Here is a 17,566-nt window from a genome sequence, read left to right as displayed (position 1 = left end):
GTTTTCAGGTCGCGCTCAGGTCGAGCGCAGCGACCGTTCCAGAAAGTCGGCGGCTTCAAGGCAGGCACGGTCTGCGTGGGGAGCGCCAATGACCTGCAGGCCCATGGGGCAGCCGTTCACGCCCACGGCGCCCGCCACATTCACACACGGCAAACCCAGCAGCGTCCAGGCGCGGTTAAACGTGGAGGTACCGGTGCTGCCATAGCCCAGCGGTGCTTCATCGGGGGCGCTGGGTGTCATCAGCACATCAAACTGGCCAAACCAGTCGGTGCAGGCCCGGCGGCCCTGCCACGCGGTCTGCTGCGCGGCTTCATAGGCCTGCGCGCTGATGTGGCGCGCAGTCATGAGGTAGTCGCTCAGAATGGCCGACAGCGCCTCGGGTTGCCGGGCCAGCTGGTCAACCTCGCGCGCCAGTGCACGCCAGGCTTCGTAGCCCTGGATCACATCCTGCGCTTCAAACACGTCTTTCATCCAGGCCGGCAGGGTGATGCCCAGCACCCTGGCGCTGGCGGCCCGCAACGCGCGGCTGCCGGCGTCGATCGCCCGCTGGGCGCTGGGCGATACCGGACCCCAGGGGTAAGCGTCGGGCACGCCCACCACCCATGACTTTGCCGGTGTTGCCTGCACCGCTGGCAGCGCCAGCGCATGTCCGCTCACGGCCTGCACAAACCACGCGACCTCGGCCACGCTGGGGGCGAACAGGCCCACGGTATCGAGCGACCACGAAAAGCATTTGAGGCCGGCCGTCGGCAACAGGCCGAAACTGGGCTTGAAACCCGTGACGCCGCAGTACGACGCGGGGCGAATGATGGAGCCGCCGGTTTGTGTGCCAACCGCAAAAGGCACCAGACCTGCGGCGACCGCAGCCGCCGACCCGGCGGAGGAACCGCCCGGCGTTCGGCCCGGCGCATTCGGGTTGCGCGTCGCGGTGGGATGCAGAAAGGCAAATTCCGTGGTGCTCGATTTTCCGATCACCAGCCCGCCGGCGCGGCGGATCACGCTGACGATGGCCGCGTCACAACGTGGTTGGGCGCCGGCGTAGAGTGCCGAGCCGTAGCTGGTGGGCAGGTCGGCCGTGTCGAAGATGTCCTTCACGGCCACCGGCAGGCCCTGTAGCGGGCCGCCGGCTTCCTGGAGCTGCTCCAGCTGCTCGCGCGCGGCGCCGGGGTTCAGCAGCGCGACAAAGGCGCCCAGCGAAGCATCCTGCGCATCAATGCGCGCCATGGTGTCGGCCAGCAGCGTGGTGGCGTCAAGCTTGCCCGCCGCCAATTGCGCGGCGATGGCAATGGCTGACGGCGCGGCGAGAGTCATGGGGCTGGTATGCCCGGTGTGCCTGGTGTGCCCGGCGTACGAATCGCCGACTTGGGCCGGAAGGCCTTGCAGACCGCCGGGTCGGTTTCGAGGTAGGGGCCGCCGATCAGGTCAATGCAATAGGGCACGGCGGCAAAGATGCCGGCAACGACCGACTCGCCGGCTTCATTTTTCAGGCCTTCCAGCGTTTCCTGGATGGATTTGGGCTGGCCGGGCAGGTTGAGGATCAGGCTGTGGTCCCGAATCACCGCGCACTGTCGCGACAGGATGGCGGTCGGCACAAATTTCAGGCTGATTTGTCGCATCTGCTCGCCAAAGCCGGGCATTTCCTTGTGGGCCACTGCCAGTGTGGCCTCCGGGGTCACGTCGCGCAATGCGGGGCCGGTGCCGCCGGTGGTGAGCACCAGCGAGCAGCCGGCATCGACCAGCCCGATCAGCGTCGCGCTGATGCCAGCCTGCTCGTCCGGGATCAGGCGCTCCTCAAAGGTGATGGGGTTGCGCAGCGCGCGGGTCAGCCAGTCCTTGAGCGCCGGCAGGCCCTTGTCGACATAGACGCCGGTCGAGGCGCGGTCGCTGACCGACACGATGCCGATCTTGACGGCATCGTAGAGGTCAGGCGGCAGGGTTGTGCTCATTGGTCAACCTCCGCGCTGCGCGCTGCGGTGCCATTCGCCTTGGGAACGGCCCGGCGGCTCATGGATTAACCTCCGCGCTGCGCGCTACGGTGCCATTCGCCTTGGGAGCGGCCCGGCGGCTCATGCGTCTGCCTCCGGCGCCATGGCCTGCTTGACCAGCTGGAAAATCTCGCGGTAGGACTTGCCGTGGCGCGGCGCTTCGCCGGGCTTTTCGGGCTTGGCATCCTTGCGGGCCTGGCGGATGAGGGTGCGCAGCTGCTGCGAGTCGGTCGCGGGGTAGGCCGTGAGCCAGTCGCCCAGCGCGTCGTCCGAGGCGATCAGTTTGTCGCGCCACTGCTCGGCCAGGTGCAATTGCAGCGTGAGCTGCGCCGAGCCGCTTTGCTGCTCGTTGATGGCTTCGCGGATCGGGCCGGCATCGAGGGGGCGCATCAGCTTGCCGATGAACTGCATCTGGCGGCGCTTGCCCTCGAAATTGGTGATTTTTTTGGCCTCGGCCAGCGCATCCAGGAGTTTGTCGGGCAAATCCAGTCGGGCCATCAGGTCGGCGCGCAGGGTCAGCAGGGCTTCGCCCAGGGCCTGTTTTTCATCGGCCTCGGCTTTCAGTTGGGTTTTGCTGGGCGGGCCTGTTTCTTCGGCAGCGATTTCTTCGGGTTTGACGAAGCGGCCGTTGGACCAGTATCCCTTGATGGCCTTGGTAGTCTTGGTGTTCATAGCAGTCAGTATCATAGCTACCCATATGACCCAAAAGCCTTCCACCCGCCATTCCACCCCTTCAGCCAGCAGCGTTTCCGGCCTGAAGAGCCGCACCACCCGCGAGCCTGAATCCGGTTTCAGCTACCACCGCGACTTTTTCGAGGAGCTGGTGGACACTGCGCTGGACCATGCGAAGAAGCTGGGCGCCAGCGATGCGGCGGCCGAAGCGTCTGAAGGCTGCGGCCTGTCGGTCAGCGTGCGCAAGGGCGAACTCGAAAACGTGGAGCGTAACCGCGACAAGTCGCTGGGCATCACGGTGTACATCGGCAAAAAGCGCGGCAATGCGGCCACCAGTGATTTTTCCAAAGCCGCGATCCAGCAGACCGTGAAGGCGGCTTACGACATTGCGCGCTTTACCGCGGAAGATGAAACTTCGGGCCTGCCCGACGACCGCGACATTGCCCGCGAGTACCCGGCGCTGGACCTGTTCCACCCCTGGGCCGTCACGTCGGAGGAAGCGGCGCACCTGGCCCTGCAATGCGAAGCCGCGGCCATGGGCACCAGCCGGCTGATCACCAACAGCGAGGGGGCTGGCGTGTCGGCCCAGCAAAGCCATTTTTTCAGTGCCCATACCAAGGGATTTCGCGGTGGCTATGCCAGCTCGCGCCACAGCATTTCGGTGGCGCCCATCGCGGGCAAGGGCAACCAGATGCAGCGCGACGCCTGGTACAGCTCCATGCGCGATGCCAATGAACTGGCCCGCCCCGAGGCGGTGGGCCGTTATGCTGCCGAGCGCGCGCTGGCGCGCCTGAGAAGCCGGAAAATTCCCACCACACAGTGCCCGGTGCTGTTTGAATCACCCCTGGCGGCCGGCCTGCTGGGCGGTTTTGTGCAGGCTGTCAGCGGCGGTGCGCTTTACCGCAAAAGCACGTTTTTGGCGGACAGCCTGGGCAAGGCTGCTTTCCCCAGGCACATCGACATTTACGAGGACCCGCACCTGATCAAGGGCAAGGGCAGCGCGCCCTTTGACGAAGAGGGTGTGAAAACCAGCGCCCGCAAAGTGGTGGATGCCGGCCGGGTGGAGGGGTACTTCCTGAGCACCTACTCGGCGCGCAAGCTGGGCATGCGCACCACCGGCAATGCCGGCGGCTCGCACAACCTCACGCTGACCAGCCGCCACACGCGGGCAGGAGATGACCTGGATGCCATGCTGCGCAAGCTGGGCCGGGGGCTGTTTGTGACCGAACTGATGGGGCAGGGCGTGAACTACGTGACCGGCGACTACTCGCGCGGGGCGTCCGGCTTCTGGGTCGAAAACGGCCGGATTGCCTTCCCCGTTGAAGAAATCACCATTGCCGGCAACCTCAAGACCATGTTGATGGGGATTGAGGCCGTGGGGGCAGATATGTACACTTATGGTTCTAAATCCGTCGGCTCGATTTTAGTAAATCGTATGAAAGTGGCGGGAACCTAGGCTATAAATTGAATAAAAAAGTACTAATTTCCTCTACTCTGGCGGCATCGCTTTCCCTGCTTGCGCTGTGCCACGCACAATCGCCCCCGCCGCAGCCCAATCTGCCTGCGCCAGTCGCTGCACCCTTGCACCCCTGGCAAGCGGCATTGCCCCGGCTGACCGCCGAAGCCTACTTCACCAACCTGCAGGACGGCGCGAAAATCGAAACGCCGTTTCGTATGACTTTCGGGTTGGCGGGTGGTTGGGGGCTGGCGCCCATCAGCAAGCCCATCGCGGGGAAAAGCGGCCACCACCACTTGCTGGTCAATCGCGAACTGCCGCTCGACTTCAAGCAGGCCCTGCCTTTCAATGACCAGTACATCCACTTTGGCAAGGGGCAGATGGAGACGGTGCTGACCCTGGCGCCAGGCGTCTATTCGCTGCGGCTGCTGCTGGCCGATGACAAGCACCTGCCGCATTTCGTCTACAGCAAGCCCTTGAATATCACGGTGACGCGCCACAACAAGGACGTGGACCCCAAGAGCCTTGTGAAAAAAGGCATCAGCCTGCTCAACATGGCGCCGGATGCGCGGCTGAAGTCGCCTTTCAGGGTGCAGTTTCAGGCTTCCGGGCTCAACGTCGCTCATCTGAGCCAAAAAGAAAAGGACACCGGCCACTTTCGGCTGACGCTGACGCCTCAGGGCGGCCTCAAGCCGGCGGAAATGAATTTTGCCAATGGCCAGTCCGAGGTATGGCTGGCGCCGCCGAGCGGTGCCTACACCCTGAAGCTGGACTTCATGGACAACGTCAACCCGGGAAAAACACTTGTTGAACCGGTGTCGGTGCCTGTGCGGGTGGAGTAGCGCAGGTGGAGTAATGCAGGCTCAACCGGCCAGTGCTGCCTTGACCGCGGCAGACACCTGGCCCATGTCGGCCTTGCCCGCCAGCCGGGTCTTCACGGCGCCCATGACCTTTCCCATGTCACCGGGGCCGCTGGCGCCCAACTCGGCCACGATGGCTTTCACCGCGGCAGTGACTTCGTCGGCGCTCAGGCGCGCGGGCAGGTAAGCCTGCAGCACTTTTAGCTCGGCCGCTTCCTTGTCGGCCAGGTCGGTGCGTTCGGCCTTCTGGAACGCCTCGATGGAATCCTTGCGCTGCTTCATCAGTTTGTCGACGATGGCGACCACTGCCACATCGTCGAGCACCACGCGCTCGTCAACCTCTTTTTGCTTGATGGCTGCCAGCAACAGGCGGATGGTGCCCAGGCGCTCCGTGTCTTTGGCGCGCATGGCGGTTTTCATGTCTTCGGTGATCTGGTCTTTGAGTGACATTGCGGGCTCCTGAGGGCGGTGGGGGGATGGGGCAGGGGAATGGGGAAGCCAGGGGGCGGCGTGAAAGCGGCAAGGCCCGGCAGCAGGCGCCAAAAACACAAAAGCCCGCTAGAGCGTCCTCTGGCGGGCTTTGGGTGGCCGTGAGGCGCTACCGATCGGGGATCAGTACAACTTCTTGGGCAACTGCATGGCGCGGATGCGCTTGTAGTTACGCTTGACGGCGGCAGCCTTCTTGCGCTTGCGCTCGGCCGTCGGTTTTTCGTAAAACTCGCGGGCGCGCAGGTCGGTCAGCAGGCCGAGTTTTTCAATGGTGCGCTTGAAACGGCGCAGAGCCACGTCGAAGGGCTCGTTGTCTTTTACACGGATAGTGGTCATTGATGAATTGATCCAAAAGGTGCATCTTTAAGTGATCTGATCAGGATCAGGCCAGATGCGGGTTTGCTAGCAAAGCCTTGGATTATAGACCAGAAATATGGCCCCCACGCTTGTCCGCTTCGCGTAACTCGCTGCCCCCCGAGGGGGCCGCTGCGCCTGCGGTCTGGCAAAGCCAGTCCCGCGGCCCCGGCTGGAGGGAAGAGCCCCCACGGTCGCTCACTTCGTGTAGCTGTCTGCCCCCCGAAGGGGGCTGTTTTGGCTTGGGGCGGCCCTGCGCCAAAACGGGCTGTCGCGTTTTCGATTTTCTCTTGTGTTGCGCAGCGGAAAACTGCTCCTCTACGATGCCCGCCCAATCCCTTCGTCCCGAGGTATCGAAGGACCGTTCCAGTGCCTTCGCAAGGCGCAAATCAGACAGGCAGTGTAGCTTGCCGCGCTGGCAGGGCTTGTGCACAGGCGAAAGCCGACGCCCAGGCCCACTGGAAGTTGTAGCCGCCCAGCCAGCCGGTCACGTCGACCACTTCGCCGATGAAATACAGGCCCGGCTGCTTCGACTCCATGGTCTGCGAGGACAGGTCGCGGGTGTCGACGCCGCCGACGGTGACTTCCGCCTTTTTGTAGCCTTCCGAGCCGGTGGGCACAAGTTCCCAGTCGGCCAGGCGCTGCGCCAGCGCCAGCAGGGCCTTGTCGGTGGCCTCGCTGATGGGGCGCTGCAGCGCCGGGTCCTGGCTGGCCCAGGCGTCTGCGAGGCGGCTGGGCACCAGGCTGGCCAGTTCGTTGGCGATCAGTTTTTTCGACGTGGCCTTGGCGCGCAGCAATAGCGCGGGCAAATCAACGCCGGGCGCTAGGTTGACGCGTACTGGCTGGCCTTCGCGCCAGAAACTGGAAATCTGCAGCACCGCCGGGCCGCTCAGCCCGCGGTGGGTGAACAGCAGGTCTTCTGAAAACACCACCGCCTTTTTGCGCTGTTTGGGCGTGGCCTCCAGCGGGCTGGTGTCAATCCGTACCGGCAGCGCTAGGCCCGCCAGCCCGGCATAAGGCGCCCAGCCATCCCCGTCAAAGGTCAGCGGCACCAGGGCGGCCCGGGGCTCCACCAGGCGCAGGTTGAACTGCCTGGCGATGCGGTAGCCGAAATCGGTGGCGCCGATTTTGGGGATGGAGAGCCCGCCCGTGGAAATGACCACCTGCCGGGCTTCGATGGGGCCGCGGTCACTTTGCATCAGATAGCTGCCTGTGCCCGTGTGCTCCGGGCCGGCCATGCTGTTGATGCCGCAGGGCTGCCACCGTGTGACCTGCCCCGCATCACACTCGGCCAGCAGCAGGTTGATCACGTCTTCGGCCGAATGGTCGCAAAAGAGCTGTCCCTTGTGCTTTTCATGGAAAGGGACGCCGTAGCGCTGCAGCAGTTCGATGAAGTCCTGCGGCGTGTAGCGCGACAGGGCCGAGCGGCAAAAATGCGGGTTCTCGCTGAGAAACTGCGCCGGGGAGGCCTCGCGGTTGGTGAAGTTGCAGCGGCCGCCACCCGAGATGCGGATCTTCTCGGCCACCTTCTCGCTGTGGTCGACGAGCAGCACCTTCAGGCCCAGCTGCCCCGCGATCCCGGCGCAAAACAGTCCAGCCGCGCCCGCGCCGATAACCACCACATCAAATTTCTGAGTCAAATTGGCCTCTAGCCCGGGTAATAAAAAACAAGCGGCAAGCGCAAATAGCTATAAAAAGCATAGCGGAACTACGACGGCGTTTTTGGCCTGTCCGCCGGCAAATCCCGCCAACAGGCCGTGGCCGACAGCTGCGCTTTTAAAACACGAAAGTGTAGCCCGCCGGGATGATGGCGTCTGGCTTGCGGCTTATGCTCAAAGGTTGCGGGTTTATTGCTTGACGATCACGGGATGGATGGTGAAAACATTGGGACTCTTAGCATCCACCGTGACGCGCACCCAGTGAATCAGCGGACTGCCAAAGGTTTCCAGGCGGGTCAGGTTGGCTAGCAGTTTGCCGGGGCTGTACAGCGGCTTGTCCACCTTGAAGAAATGCGTGTCGCCGTGTACCAGCAAGACCTGGCCGGCGAACTGTTCTGTCTCGGTGGTCAGCTTGTCGATGAAGTTGCGATAGCCGCTGAACCTGGCCGCCTTGCTCTCGTCGAGGTCTTCGGTCTCCGGCAAGTCGAATCCAGGATCGGCCTGAATCACCAGGGCGATGCCGGGCGCCTTCAACTCCCTGGCAGCCTGAAAAGCCTGCTGCATCCACTGCACGTTGGCCGCGTCGCGCTCGAGGTACTCGGCATTGCCCGCCTCGCATTGAATGGCAGTGCGGGCGCTTTTCAACGTGCAATCCTTTTCATCCAGGATCAGGTTGTTGTTGCTGCCGGGCACATTGAGCGTGACGAAGACAATCCGGCGATGGCTGAAGCGGGTGTTTTCATAAAACTTTTCACCCGGCTGACCCTGATGGATCAGCGGCATCTGGCGCTTGCCCAGGCTGCGGGACGTGGGGAACATGGTTTTACGCAGATGGGCCAGACGCTCCAGCGCATCGTAGCCGCCATTGTTGAGGCGGTGACAGTCGGTCCATTCGTTATCCCCCGGGACATACACCACGGGTTTTTTCATCTGGCCAAACATGGCCAGCGCCGAGGTGTAGATGTCATCAGTGCACCGGGAACTGCCGTCCTTGATGTCGCCGTCATACAGCGAGAAGGCGATGTCGGACTGGTTGATGCTTTTGAGCAGGGCGGGAATTTTGGCGTCGTCGCCGGCCTTCTGGTACGGCATGTCGCCCCACAGGCCGAATGAAAAGCTTTGCGCGTGGGCGCAGGCCGCGCTGAGCGCCAGCAGGGCGCCGACCAGAAGACGGGTTGACATGAGCTTCGTCCGATCAAAAATGCGGAGCATAGCCGGTCTGCATGTCAAACCCATGAAATTCGAAGCGAGTGCGTACGTGAGGCGAAGCGCGTCGCGTTCAAAATAGGGAGTGGGGCGAGTAACGAAGCACGCCGGCACTCCTGCATGCCACCTCGTGGCTCAACGGTCATCGTGGACCGCAGGGCTCAGGGCCTCAGCGCCTCAGCCAAACTCCCGCAGGTTCTGTTCTTCCGGTTGCTCGGCCAGCAGGGCCACGCCGCGCAGTACATCGCCCACCACGATCACGCTGGGGCTCTGCAGGTGTTCGCGAGCGATCGTGGTGCGCATGGTTGCCAGGGTGGTGACCGCGTGGCGCTGGTCGGGCAGGCTGGCATTCTGGATGATGGCCACCGGGGTGTCCGCGGGCAGGCCCTGCAACAGCTGGTCCTGGATGTGCTGTGAACCCGTCACACCCATGTAGATCACCAGGGTGAGCCTGGCCTGCGCTGCCGTTGCCGCCAAGGCGGCCCAGTCGGTGCCGGCATCACCGGGCTTGGCGTGGCCGGTCACAAACACCACGCCGTGCGCATGCTGGCGGTGCGTGAGCGGCACGCCCAGCGAGGTCACGGCGGCCAGTCCGGCGGTGATGCCATTGATGACCTCCACCTCCACGCCGGCAGCCTTCAGGTGCTCGACTTCTTCGCCACCGCGGCCGAAGATGAAGGGATCGCCGCCCTTGAGCCGCACGACGTTTTCGCCTTCCCGGGCCGCCATGATCATGAGCTTCTCGATAAAGGCCTGCGGAGTGGATTTGCAGCCGCCGCGCTTGCCCACGTGGACAATGCGCGCGCCGGGTCGCGCAAAGGCGACGATTTCGTCACTGACGAGGTCGTCGACCAGCAGGACGGTGGCGTTCTGGATGGCCTTGAGCGCCTTGAGGGTGAGCAGCTCCGGGTCGCCCGGGCCGGCGCCGACAAGAAGGCACTTGCCACCGGGCATCAGGTTGCGTCTGTCATGGTGGGCGGGTTGGATTTTGCTTTTCATAGTTGCGAGACCAGTTGCAAGATATGTTCCACCTGCCGGGCAATCGATGCGGGTACGGCATGTGTACCCGAGAGGACCGCGCGGATATACGCGGCGGTGCTGGCGCTGTCAATCTCTCTGGGCAGGTCTGGCACGCTGGCCAGGGTGCCCGGCTGCGCGGCCTGCAGCAGGGTGCGCCGGCCGGCGATAAAGGCTTCCATTTGCGGTGTGCGGCGCGCGTCGGCCACCACCTCGCCCTCGGTGCCGCGCAGCAGCAGGGCGTTGGCTCCGATGAGCTCGAAGATCTGCCCCATGGAGATCGCGTATTCGGGATGGGTGTAGCTGCTGACCACCAGCGCCTTGCCCAGGCAGGGGTTCATGATCTTGACCAGGCTGTGCGCCGGGTTGCGCAGCCCCACAGCACGCCGCACGTCCAGCAACTGCTTGAGGCCGGGGCACAGCAGTTCGGTGGCGGCAAAGGCCACCTCGCCGTTTGCTATGGTTCTGGTAGCTGTCAGCGCGTGGATATCAAGGGCTGAGAGCACGTCTGATGCAAAAATCCGGCTCGACTCGGTGGCTGTGCCGTGCACCAGCACCGGCAATCCTTCGCGCGCCAGCAACAGCGCCAGCAGAGGTGTGAGCACCGGCAGCTTGCGGGCGCCGTTGTAGCTGGGCAGCACGACCAGGGGCCGGTCGGTGGCGGGCAGGTGGTTCAGCCGCTGGTAGGTGGCGTCCAGAAACCCCGCCATCTCTTCCGGGGTTTCGCCCTTGATGCGCATGGCCAGGCAAAAGCCGCCAATTTCGAGATCGGTCACCGTGCGGTCCAGCACCTGGCCGAACAGGTCGCTCGCCTGTTCGCGCGTGATCGAACGCGCGCCCTGCTTGCCACGACCGATGACCTTGATGTACTGACTAATGCCCATGAGGCAATTGTCTGTCAAGAAAGATAACTTTTCATTATGAGCTTAAGCGAGCTGCCGGATCGGGATTACCGTACGCCCGGCGGGCCCCGCCCCGGGAGGTTGCGCACTTCTGGCGGAGCGCACCAGCCGTTTGAGTTCAGGGACACAGGAGCCGCAGTTGGTGCCGCATTTCAGTGCGCCCTGCAGCGAGGCCAGGCGCTCCTCGTCGGTGCCCAGGTAGCCGGCTCCGCCCTCACCGTGGCTGAGCGCGGTCAGGTGATCGGCGATGGCCGTGTCAGTCACGTTCAGACAGGTGCAGACCTGTTTGCCGCGCGACTGCACCGTGACAGGCGGTTTGGCGCCGGGCAGCAACAACAGGCGGCCGTAGGTCTGTGCCGGGAGTTCGTCCTGCAGCAGGGTCTTGATCCACGCCTGGGCGCTGGTGTCGCCGGCGAGCACAAACCCGGCCAGCTCGGCCTGATCGCCGTTGCGAACCAGCCGCACGGTGCGGTGCTGGCCTTTCTTTTTGTCGGCATAGCGCAGCGCGTCGCTGCCGGCCAGACCCAGAATGCGTTCGATGCTGGCCAGCGTTTCGGCAGATGGTGCTTCATCGGCCGCGGCGCGAAACAGCAGGCCGGTGCGTTCGCGGCTGCTCTGCGCAAGCGGTGTGTTGTTGGAAAAGGGCACGCAACTGGAGAAGGGAAACGCCGCCATCAGCGGCTTGAGCTGTTCCCGCGCACCCAGCGCGTCGTCCTCGGGCAGCCAGGCCATGGCCAGCAGCGACCAGGGCAGCTCGGCCTTGAGGATTTTGACCGCGGCATGCTTGAGCTCGGGTTGTTTGGAGCTGGGGCAGTAGGCCGACGTGGTGAGGGCATTGACGCCGGCCAGCGGCGCGCCGGTGCTGGAGCGGCCGCTCAGGTACTCCTCACCCCAGTGCATGGCCATGAAGGCCTGGCTCATGCCGATCTCGCTGCTGGACTGCACCGGCACCACGATGGAGCCGCGCTTGGAGGTGACGTGAACCAGGTCGCCTTCATTGAGCAGTCGGCGTGCCATGTCCTGCGCGTTCATCTGGATGGCCGGCTCGGCCACATGGCCGAACAGCCGCCCCAGCGTGCCGGTGCGGCTCATGCCGTGCCACTGGTCGCGCAGGCGCCCGGTGGTCAGCGAGAACGGATAGCGGGATTCGCGCGGCTCGGCCACTGGCTTGTAGACGGTGTTGACGAATTTGGCCTTGCCATCGGCCGTCGGGAAGATGCCGTCTTCATACAGGCGAACCTTGCCCGTGGTTTCACCTTCGCGCAGGGGCCATTGTTGGGGCGATTCTTCCAGCATGGCGTAGCTCATGCCGGTGATGTCGAGGTCGCGGCCGCGGGTGGATTCGCGGTGTTCGTTCCAGATGGTTTCAACGCCAGCCGCTTCATCGCTTAGCGAATAAGGAAAGAGCGAGCCTGTTTGCGCACCCTCACTCCTGCCCACTCCCAGAGAGAGAGGGAGTGAAGAAGGTGAATTGCTTGTCTCTTGTGTCTCTTGTATGACTCCCTCTTCCTTTGGGAGAGGGTTGGGGTGAGGGCTCTGCGCTCCCAGCAGTTTCTCCAGCCGCTGCGCAAAGGCCACGGCAATCGACCAGTCATGCCGGGTCTCGCCGGGGGCGGGCACGGCCGGCCGCACACGGCTGATGCGGCGCTCGCTGTTGGTGACGGTGCCGGTTTTCTCGCCCCAGGTGGTGGCGGGCAGCAGCAGGTCGGCGTAATCGCAACTGCTGGTGGTGGCAAAGGCTTCCTGCACCACGACGAACTCGGCCCGCTCCAGCGCGCGGCGCACGGTGGCCTGGTCGGGCATGGACTGGGCCGGGTTGGTACAGGCAATCCACAGCGCCTTGATTTCGCCGTCGGCGGCGGCCTGGAACATCTCGACCGCTGTCTTGCCGGGGGCTTCAGGAACGCTGGGCACGCCCCAGTGCGCGGCAACTTCCGCGCGGTGGTCCGCGTTCGCCAGGTCGCGGTGGGCGCTCAGCAGGTTGGCCAGTCCGCCAACCTCGCGGCCGCCCATGGCGTTGGGCTGGCCGGTGAGCGAGAAGGGGCCCGCACCCGGTTTGCCGATCTGCGCGGTGGCCAGGTGCAGGTTGATGAGCGCCGCGTTCTTGGCGGTGCCGCTGCTGGACTGGTTCAGGCCCTGGCAGTACAGGCTCAGGGTGGCGGCCGAGGTGGCAAACAGCTTTGCCGCCGAGAACAGGTCTTCTTTCTTGATGCCGCAGGTTTCGGCGACCAGATCGGGCGTGTAGTCGCGTACCGTGGCCTTGAGCGCCTCAAAACCACTGGTGTGGGCCGCAATGTAGTCTGCCTGGACCCAGCCTTCCCAGAGCATGATGTGCAGCATGCCATTGAAGAGCGAGACATCGGTGCCGGGCTGAATGGGCAGGTACAGGTCGGCGATCTCGGCCGTGTCTGTGCGGCGCGGATCGCAGAAGATGATCTTGAGCTGCGGGCTTTTGGCCTTGGCATCTTCAATGCGCCGGAACAGGATGGGGTGTGCGTAAGCCGTGTTGCTGCCGACGATGAAAATGCACTGCGCATGGTTCACATCGTCGTAGCAGGCAGGCGGAGCGTCGGCGCCCAGCGTCTGCTTGTAGCCGGCCACCGCGCTGCTCATGCACAGGCGCGAGTTGGTGTCGACGTTGTTGGTGCCGATCAGGCCCTTGGCCAGCTTGTTGAAGACGTAGTAGTCCTCCGTGAGCAACTGACCAGAAATATAAAAGCCCACGGCATCCGGTCCGTGGTCGCGGATGATTTGCGCAAAACTCTCGCTGGCGAAGGCCAGCGCGCTGTCCCACGACACGCGTTGCGCCGCCTCGCGGCGGTGTTCGCGCCGCATCGGATACAGCAGGCGCGTTTGCCGCGTGACAGGCGCGGAGGCCGTGAGATGCAGGGTCGAGCCCTTGGTGCACAGGCGCCCGAAATTGGCGGGATGATCGGGGTCGCCGCGCACGCCTGTGATCTGATCGCCTTGTGATTCGATGATCACACCGCAGCCGACACCACAATAGGGACAGGTAGATCGGGTATCAGCCATGTTCAGCAGAGCTCCGGCTGCGGTGTTTCATGTTGTCGCCAAGCGATCCGCGCGCCAGCGCGAGATCGCAGCCGACACCACAACAGGGACAGGTAGATCGGGTATCAGCCATGGTCAGCGGAGCTCCGGCTGTATGTGGGCGTTAACACAAAGCGATCAGCTGCCCCGGCGGCTGGATGGCAGCAGGGGCGGTGGGAGCGCGTTTCTTGCACGGCGGTGTTTGTCATTGAATTTGCGGGGTCCCCTGGGCTCACGCCGTGTGCGGTGTCTGCACGTTGAAGCTTTCGTCGCCGATGGCGCCCGACGATGCACCCGGGCCGGCGCGTGGCGGTTTCACATCGACCGCCAGCGTCGCCAGCTCGACCGCATCCAGGAACACGTCGCCAGCTTCCACCTTGCACGCAAACTTCGTGGTGCAGCCTACGTCTGGCGCCTTGGCGCAGCCGTCATCCAGGCCAATCGTCCAGTTGTGAAGCGGACAGGCCACGCTGGTGCCGAAGACAATCCCCTGCGACAGGGGGCCGCCTTTGTGCGGGCAACGGTCGAGCAGTGCAAACACCTGGTCTTCGGAATTGCGAAACACGGCGACATCGATGCCTTTTGCGCGCGCCACCCGGCGCGAGCCGAGCACGGGGATCTCATTGACCAGGCAGATTTTTTTCCATTCACTCATGGTGTGGCTCTTTATGCGTTGATATTGGTGTACAGACCGGTGATGCGGTCCATGACGCTCAGCAGGTTTTCACTGGACACGAACACATCGGACATCATTTTTGGCGTGGATCGCACGCCGTCCAGCCGCTGCAGGCCCTGGTCGAAGAAGATCCACTGCGCATCGGCGAGGGCCAGCTCTTCCTTGATCTTCGAGGTCGCCTCGGGCGCTTTGCGCAGCACTTCCAGCGCGGCCAGGAATTCAGCGCGCGACTTTCCGATTTCAGCAATGCTGCCCTGCGGGTCCACATGCAGCGAATTGACCAGGTAGAACTTGGCCATGCGCTGCGACAGCATGCGCTGGCGGCCCGCGATGTTGACGAGCTTGCCCAGCGTGGCCTTGCCAGCCGCCTGCTCGTACTGCATCGTGCCCTGGTGGGCCAGCGCCAGGATATTCGTATCCAGCTGGATCAGATGGGGCACGTGTTCCTTGCCGGGCACGGTGCCGACCAGCACGGACTTGAATTCGCTCCAGGCGCCTTCGAGCTTGGCGTAGGTGTTGCGAATGTCCGGGCTGGGCGCATAGGCCTTCAGCTCGACCAGCTGGCGGTCGAACGTGGCCATCGAGCGGTCCAGTACCTGCTGGGCACTGCCGGTTTCCACTTTCTGGATGAGGGCCAGGTAAGCCTTGCTCATGCGCTGCGACAGCATGCGCTGGCGCCCCGCCTTGTTGATCGCATCGTGCATATCGGCCACCTGCGAGTGAACTGTCACGCCGACCAGGGCCGCAGACGCAATGAAAATTCTTCGCTTGATCATCAGTATTCCTTGTTGTTATGTCTGCGCGCTCAGGCCGGCAGCTTCTCGAACTGGCGGGTGTCCACCGATGCCTTGTCGGCTTCGAACCACGGATCGGGCTCGCCGTCCAGTGCAAACTGCAGCTGCTCCCACAGCGCCTTGCGGCCGGCGTGGTCCTCCAGAATGCGTTTCTTGACGTAGTCGAGGCCGACGCGGTTGACATAATGCACGGTGCGCTCGAGGTACCAGCCCTCCTGGCGGTACAACTCGCAGAAGGCGCCGGTGTATTCCAGCACTTCCGCTGCGGTCTTGAGCTTGGTGAAGAAGTGGGCGACCTCGGTCTTGATGCCGCCGTTGCCGGCAATGTACATCTCCCAGCCCGAATCCACGCCGATGATGCCCACGTCCTTGATGCCGGATTCGGCGCAATTGCGCGGGCAGCCGCTCACCGCGAACTTGACCTTGTGCGGCGCGTACATGCGCCACATCGCGCGCTCCAGGTCCTTGCCCATTTGCGTGCTGTCCTGCGTACCCATGCGGCACCATTCGCTGCCCACGCAGGTCTTCACCGTGCGCAGCGCCTTGGCGTAGGCGTGGCCGGAAGGCATGCCGATGTCTTTCCAGACGTTCTGCAGGTCTTCCTTCTTCACGCCGAGCAGGTCGATACGCTGGCCGCCCGTGACCTTGACCGTCGGGATCTTGTACTTGTCCACCGCGTCGGCGATGCGGCGCAATTCGTCGGCGGTTGTTTCGCCGCCCCACATGCGCGGAATGACGGAATACGTGCCGTCTTTCTGGATGTTGGCATGGCTGCGCTCGTTGATGTAGCGGCTTTGCGGGTCGTCCTTGGCTTCCTTGGGCCACGTGCTGATGAGGTAGTAGTTGACGGCCGGGCGGCAGCTTGCGCAGCCGTTGGGCGTCTTCCATTCCAGGAACTTGTGCACGCTGGCAATGGTGAGCAGCTTGTTGGCGCGGATGGCGTCGCGCACGGCCTGGTGGCCATGGTCGGTACAGGCGCACATGGCCTTGAGCTTGGGCGTGGCTGAATAGTCGCCGCCGGCGGTGAACATCAGGATCTGTTCGACCAAACCGGTGCAGGAGCCGCAGGAGGCGCTGGCCTTGGTGTGCTTGCGCACTTCATCCAGCGTGAACAGGCCTTTTTCCTTGATCGCCTTGCAGATCGTGCCCTTGTTCACGCCATTGCAGCCGCAGACCTCCGCCTCGTCGGGCATGGCGGCGGCCTTGTTGTGGCCTTCGTGGCCGGCGTCGCCTATGTTGGATTCGCCAAATACCAGCTTGTCCCGAATGTCGCCAATACTGCGCCCGTCGCGCAACAGCTTGAAGTAGTAGCTGCCGTCGACGGTGTCGCCGTAGAGGCAGGCGCCAATCAGCTTGTCGTTCTTGATCACGAGTTTTTTGTAGACGCCGCCGAAGGGGTCGCTCATCACGATCTCCTCGGTGCCTTCGCCGCCCATGAACTCGCCGGCCGAGAACAGGTCGATGCCTGTGACCTTGAGCTTGGTGGAGGTAAGCGAGCCCGTGTAACGGCCAATGCCGAACTGCGCCAGGTGATTGGCGGCCACCTTGGCCTGCTCGAACAGCGGCGCCACCAGGCCGTAGGCGATGCCGCGGTGCGCAGCGCACTCGCCCACCGAGTAAATGCGGGCATCGGTCACGGTCTGCATGGTGTCATTGACGACGATGCCGCGATTGCAGTGCAGGCGCATCTTTTCGGCCAGTTCGGTGTTGGGGCGGATGCCCACGGCCATCACCACGAGGTCGGTGTCGAGCTCGGTGCCGTCCTTGAACTTGATGGACTTGACACGGCCATCGGCACCGCCGGTCAGTTCCTGGGTTTGCGCGCCAATCATGAATTTGAGGCCGCGGTCTTCCAGCGACTTTTGCAGCAGCTTGCCCGCCACATCGTCGAGCTGGCGCTCCATGAGCCAGGGCATGACGTGAACCACGGTGACCTCCATGCCGCGCAGCATGAGGCCATTGGCCGCTTCCAGGCCCAGCAGGCCGCCGCCAATCACTACGGCTTTCTTGTATTTCTCGGAGGCCTCGATCATCGCGTTGGTGTCGGCGATGTCGCGGTAGGCGATCACGCCCTGGAGGTCTTTGCCGGGCACCGGCAGGATGAAGGGGTTGGAGCCGGTGCACATCAGCAGCCGGTCGTATTTCTCTTCGGTGCCGTCGTCGGCGCGCACGACACGGCGGACGCGGTCGACTTCAACAACCTTCTTGCCGGCGTGCAGCGTGATGTGGTTGTCCTTGTACCAGTCCCAGCTGTTCAGCACGATCTCGTCGAGCGTCTGCTCGCCGGCCAGCACCGGGCTGAGCAGGATGCGGTTGTAGTTGGGGTGCGGCTCGGCACCGAAGACGGTGATGTCGTACAGCTCGGGTGCGACCTTGAGCAATTCCTCGATGGTGCGAACCCCCGCCATGCCGTTGCCGACCATTACCAGTTTCGATTTTTTCATGG

At 63.7% G+C, this 17,566-nt stretch carries 15 protein-coding genes; 2 read left to right on the top strand and 13 right to left on the bottom strand.

Features of this window, described 5'->3' with window-relative positions:
- Positions 1–15 precede the first annotated feature (15 nt).
- From AC1DUB_RS17480 to yjgA, 3 genes are all read right to left on the bottom strand, one after another.
- A complete protein-coding gene (locus AC1DUB_RS17480) occupies positions 16–1,311 on the bottom strand; it encodes an amidase (RefSeq protein WP_477730593.1) in 1,296 nt (431 codons plus the stop codon).
- Positions 1,308–1,946, bottom strand: a complete 639-nt coding sequence (gene mog, locus AC1DUB_RS17475) for a molybdopterin adenylyltransferase (protein ID WP_477730592.1) — start codon at positions 1,944–1,946, stop codon at positions 1,308–1,310. Before mog ends, AC1DUB_RS17480 begins: the two co-directional genes overlap by 4 nt.
- Before the next feature lie 120 nt (positions 1,947–2,066).
- On the bottom strand, positions 2,067–2,657 hold the full coding sequence (gene yjgA / locus AC1DUB_RS17470) for a ribosome biogenesis factor YjgA (protein WP_477718577.1): 591 nt from the start codon (positions 2,655–2,657) through the stop codon (positions 2,067–2,069).
- Between the two features lie 25 nt (positions 2,658–2,682).
- On the opposite strand from yjgA, the gene pmbA reads away from it, so the two are divergent.
- Positions 2,683–4,113 carry a metalloprotease PmbA gene (gene pmbA / locus AC1DUB_RS17465; protein ID WP_477730591.1) on the top strand — a complete coding sequence of 477 codons (1,431 nt, stop codon included), beginning with the start codon at positions 2,683–2,685 and terminating at the stop codon, positions 4,111–4,113.
- Positions 4,114–4,259: 146 nt separating this feature from the next.
- Positions 4,260–4,955: a DUF4399 domain-containing protein gene (locus AC1DUB_RS17460; protein WP_477730590.1), complete on the top strand. Its 696-nt coding sequence runs from the start codon at positions 4,260–4,262 to the stop codon at positions 4,953–4,955.
- A 21-nt stretch (positions 4,956–4,976) separates the two neighbouring features.
- Here the strand turns inward: AC1DUB_RS17460 and AC1DUB_RS17455 are convergent, their stop codons facing one another.
- The 10 genes from AC1DUB_RS17455 to nirB form a co-directional block, all read right to left on the bottom strand.
- On the bottom strand, positions 4,977–5,423 hold the full coding sequence (locus AC1DUB_RS17455) for a GatB/YqeY domain-containing protein (RefSeq protein WP_011484194.1): 447 nt from the start codon (positions 5,421–5,423) through the stop codon (positions 4,977–4,979).
- Positions 5,424–5,585: 162 nt separating this feature from the next.
- Positions 5,586–5,798 carry a 30S ribosomal protein S21 gene (gene rpsU, locus AC1DUB_RS17450; RefSeq protein WP_011484193.1) on the bottom strand — a complete coding sequence of 71 codons (213 nt, stop codon included), beginning with the start codon at positions 5,796–5,798 and terminating at the stop codon, positions 5,586–5,588.
- A 407-nt stretch (positions 5,799–6,205) separates the two neighbouring features.
- Positions 6,206–7,456 (bottom strand): BaiN/RdsA family NAD(P)/FAD-dependent oxidoreductase, encoded by a 1,251-nt coding sequence (locus AC1DUB_RS17445; protein WP_477730589.1) that lies wholly within the window; start codon positions 7,454–7,456, stop codon positions 6,206–6,208.
- 207 nt (positions 7,457–7,663) lie between these two features.
- A complete protein-coding gene (locus tag AC1DUB_RS17440) occupies positions 7,664–8,656 on the bottom strand; it encodes a hypothetical protein (protein WP_477730588.1) in 993 nt (330 codons plus the stop codon).
- A gap of 201 nt (positions 8,657–8,857) precedes the next feature.
- Entirely contained in the window at positions 8,858–9,679 is an 822-nt protein-coding gene (gene cobA, locus AC1DUB_RS17435; protein ID WP_477730587.1) for a uroporphyrinogen-III C-methyltransferase, read from the bottom strand.
- Entirely contained in the window at positions 9,676–10,581 is a 906-nt protein-coding gene (ybiB, locus tag AC1DUB_RS17430; RefSeq protein ID WP_477730586.1) for a DNA-binding protein YbiB, read from the bottom strand. Before ybiB ends, cobA begins: the two co-directional genes overlap by 4 nt.
- A gap of 42 nt (positions 10,582–10,623) precedes the next feature.
- Positions 10,624–13,632, bottom strand: coding sequence for a nitrate reductase (locus AC1DUB_RS17425; RefSeq protein WP_477730585.1), 3,009 nt, complete (start codon positions 13,630–13,632; stop codon positions 10,624–10,626).
- 250 nt (positions 13,633–13,882) lie between these two features.
- Entirely contained in the window at positions 13,883–14,305 is a 423-nt protein-coding gene (gene nirD, locus AC1DUB_RS17420) for a nitrite reductase small subunit NirD (RefSeq protein WP_477718568.1), read from the bottom strand.
- A gap of 11 nt (positions 14,306–14,316) precedes the next feature.
- Positions 14,317–15,102, bottom strand: coding sequence for a type IV pili methyl-accepting chemotaxis transducer N-terminal domain-containing protein (locus tag AC1DUB_RS17415; RefSeq protein ID WP_477730584.1), 786 nt, complete (start codon positions 15,100–15,102; stop codon positions 14,317–14,319).
- Positions 15,103–15,131: 29 nt separating this feature from the next.
- Positions 15,132–17,564 (bottom strand): nitrite reductase large subunit NirB, encoded by a 2,433-nt coding sequence (nirB, locus tag AC1DUB_RS17410; RefSeq protein ID WP_477730583.1) that lies wholly within the window; start codon positions 17,562–17,564, stop codon positions 15,132–15,134.
- Positions 17,565–17,566 lie beyond the last annotated feature (2 nt).

It is taken from the genome of Polaromonas sp. P4_F9 (assembly GCF_056401235.1).
This window is presented reverse-complemented; position numbering and strand designations above follow the sequence as displayed.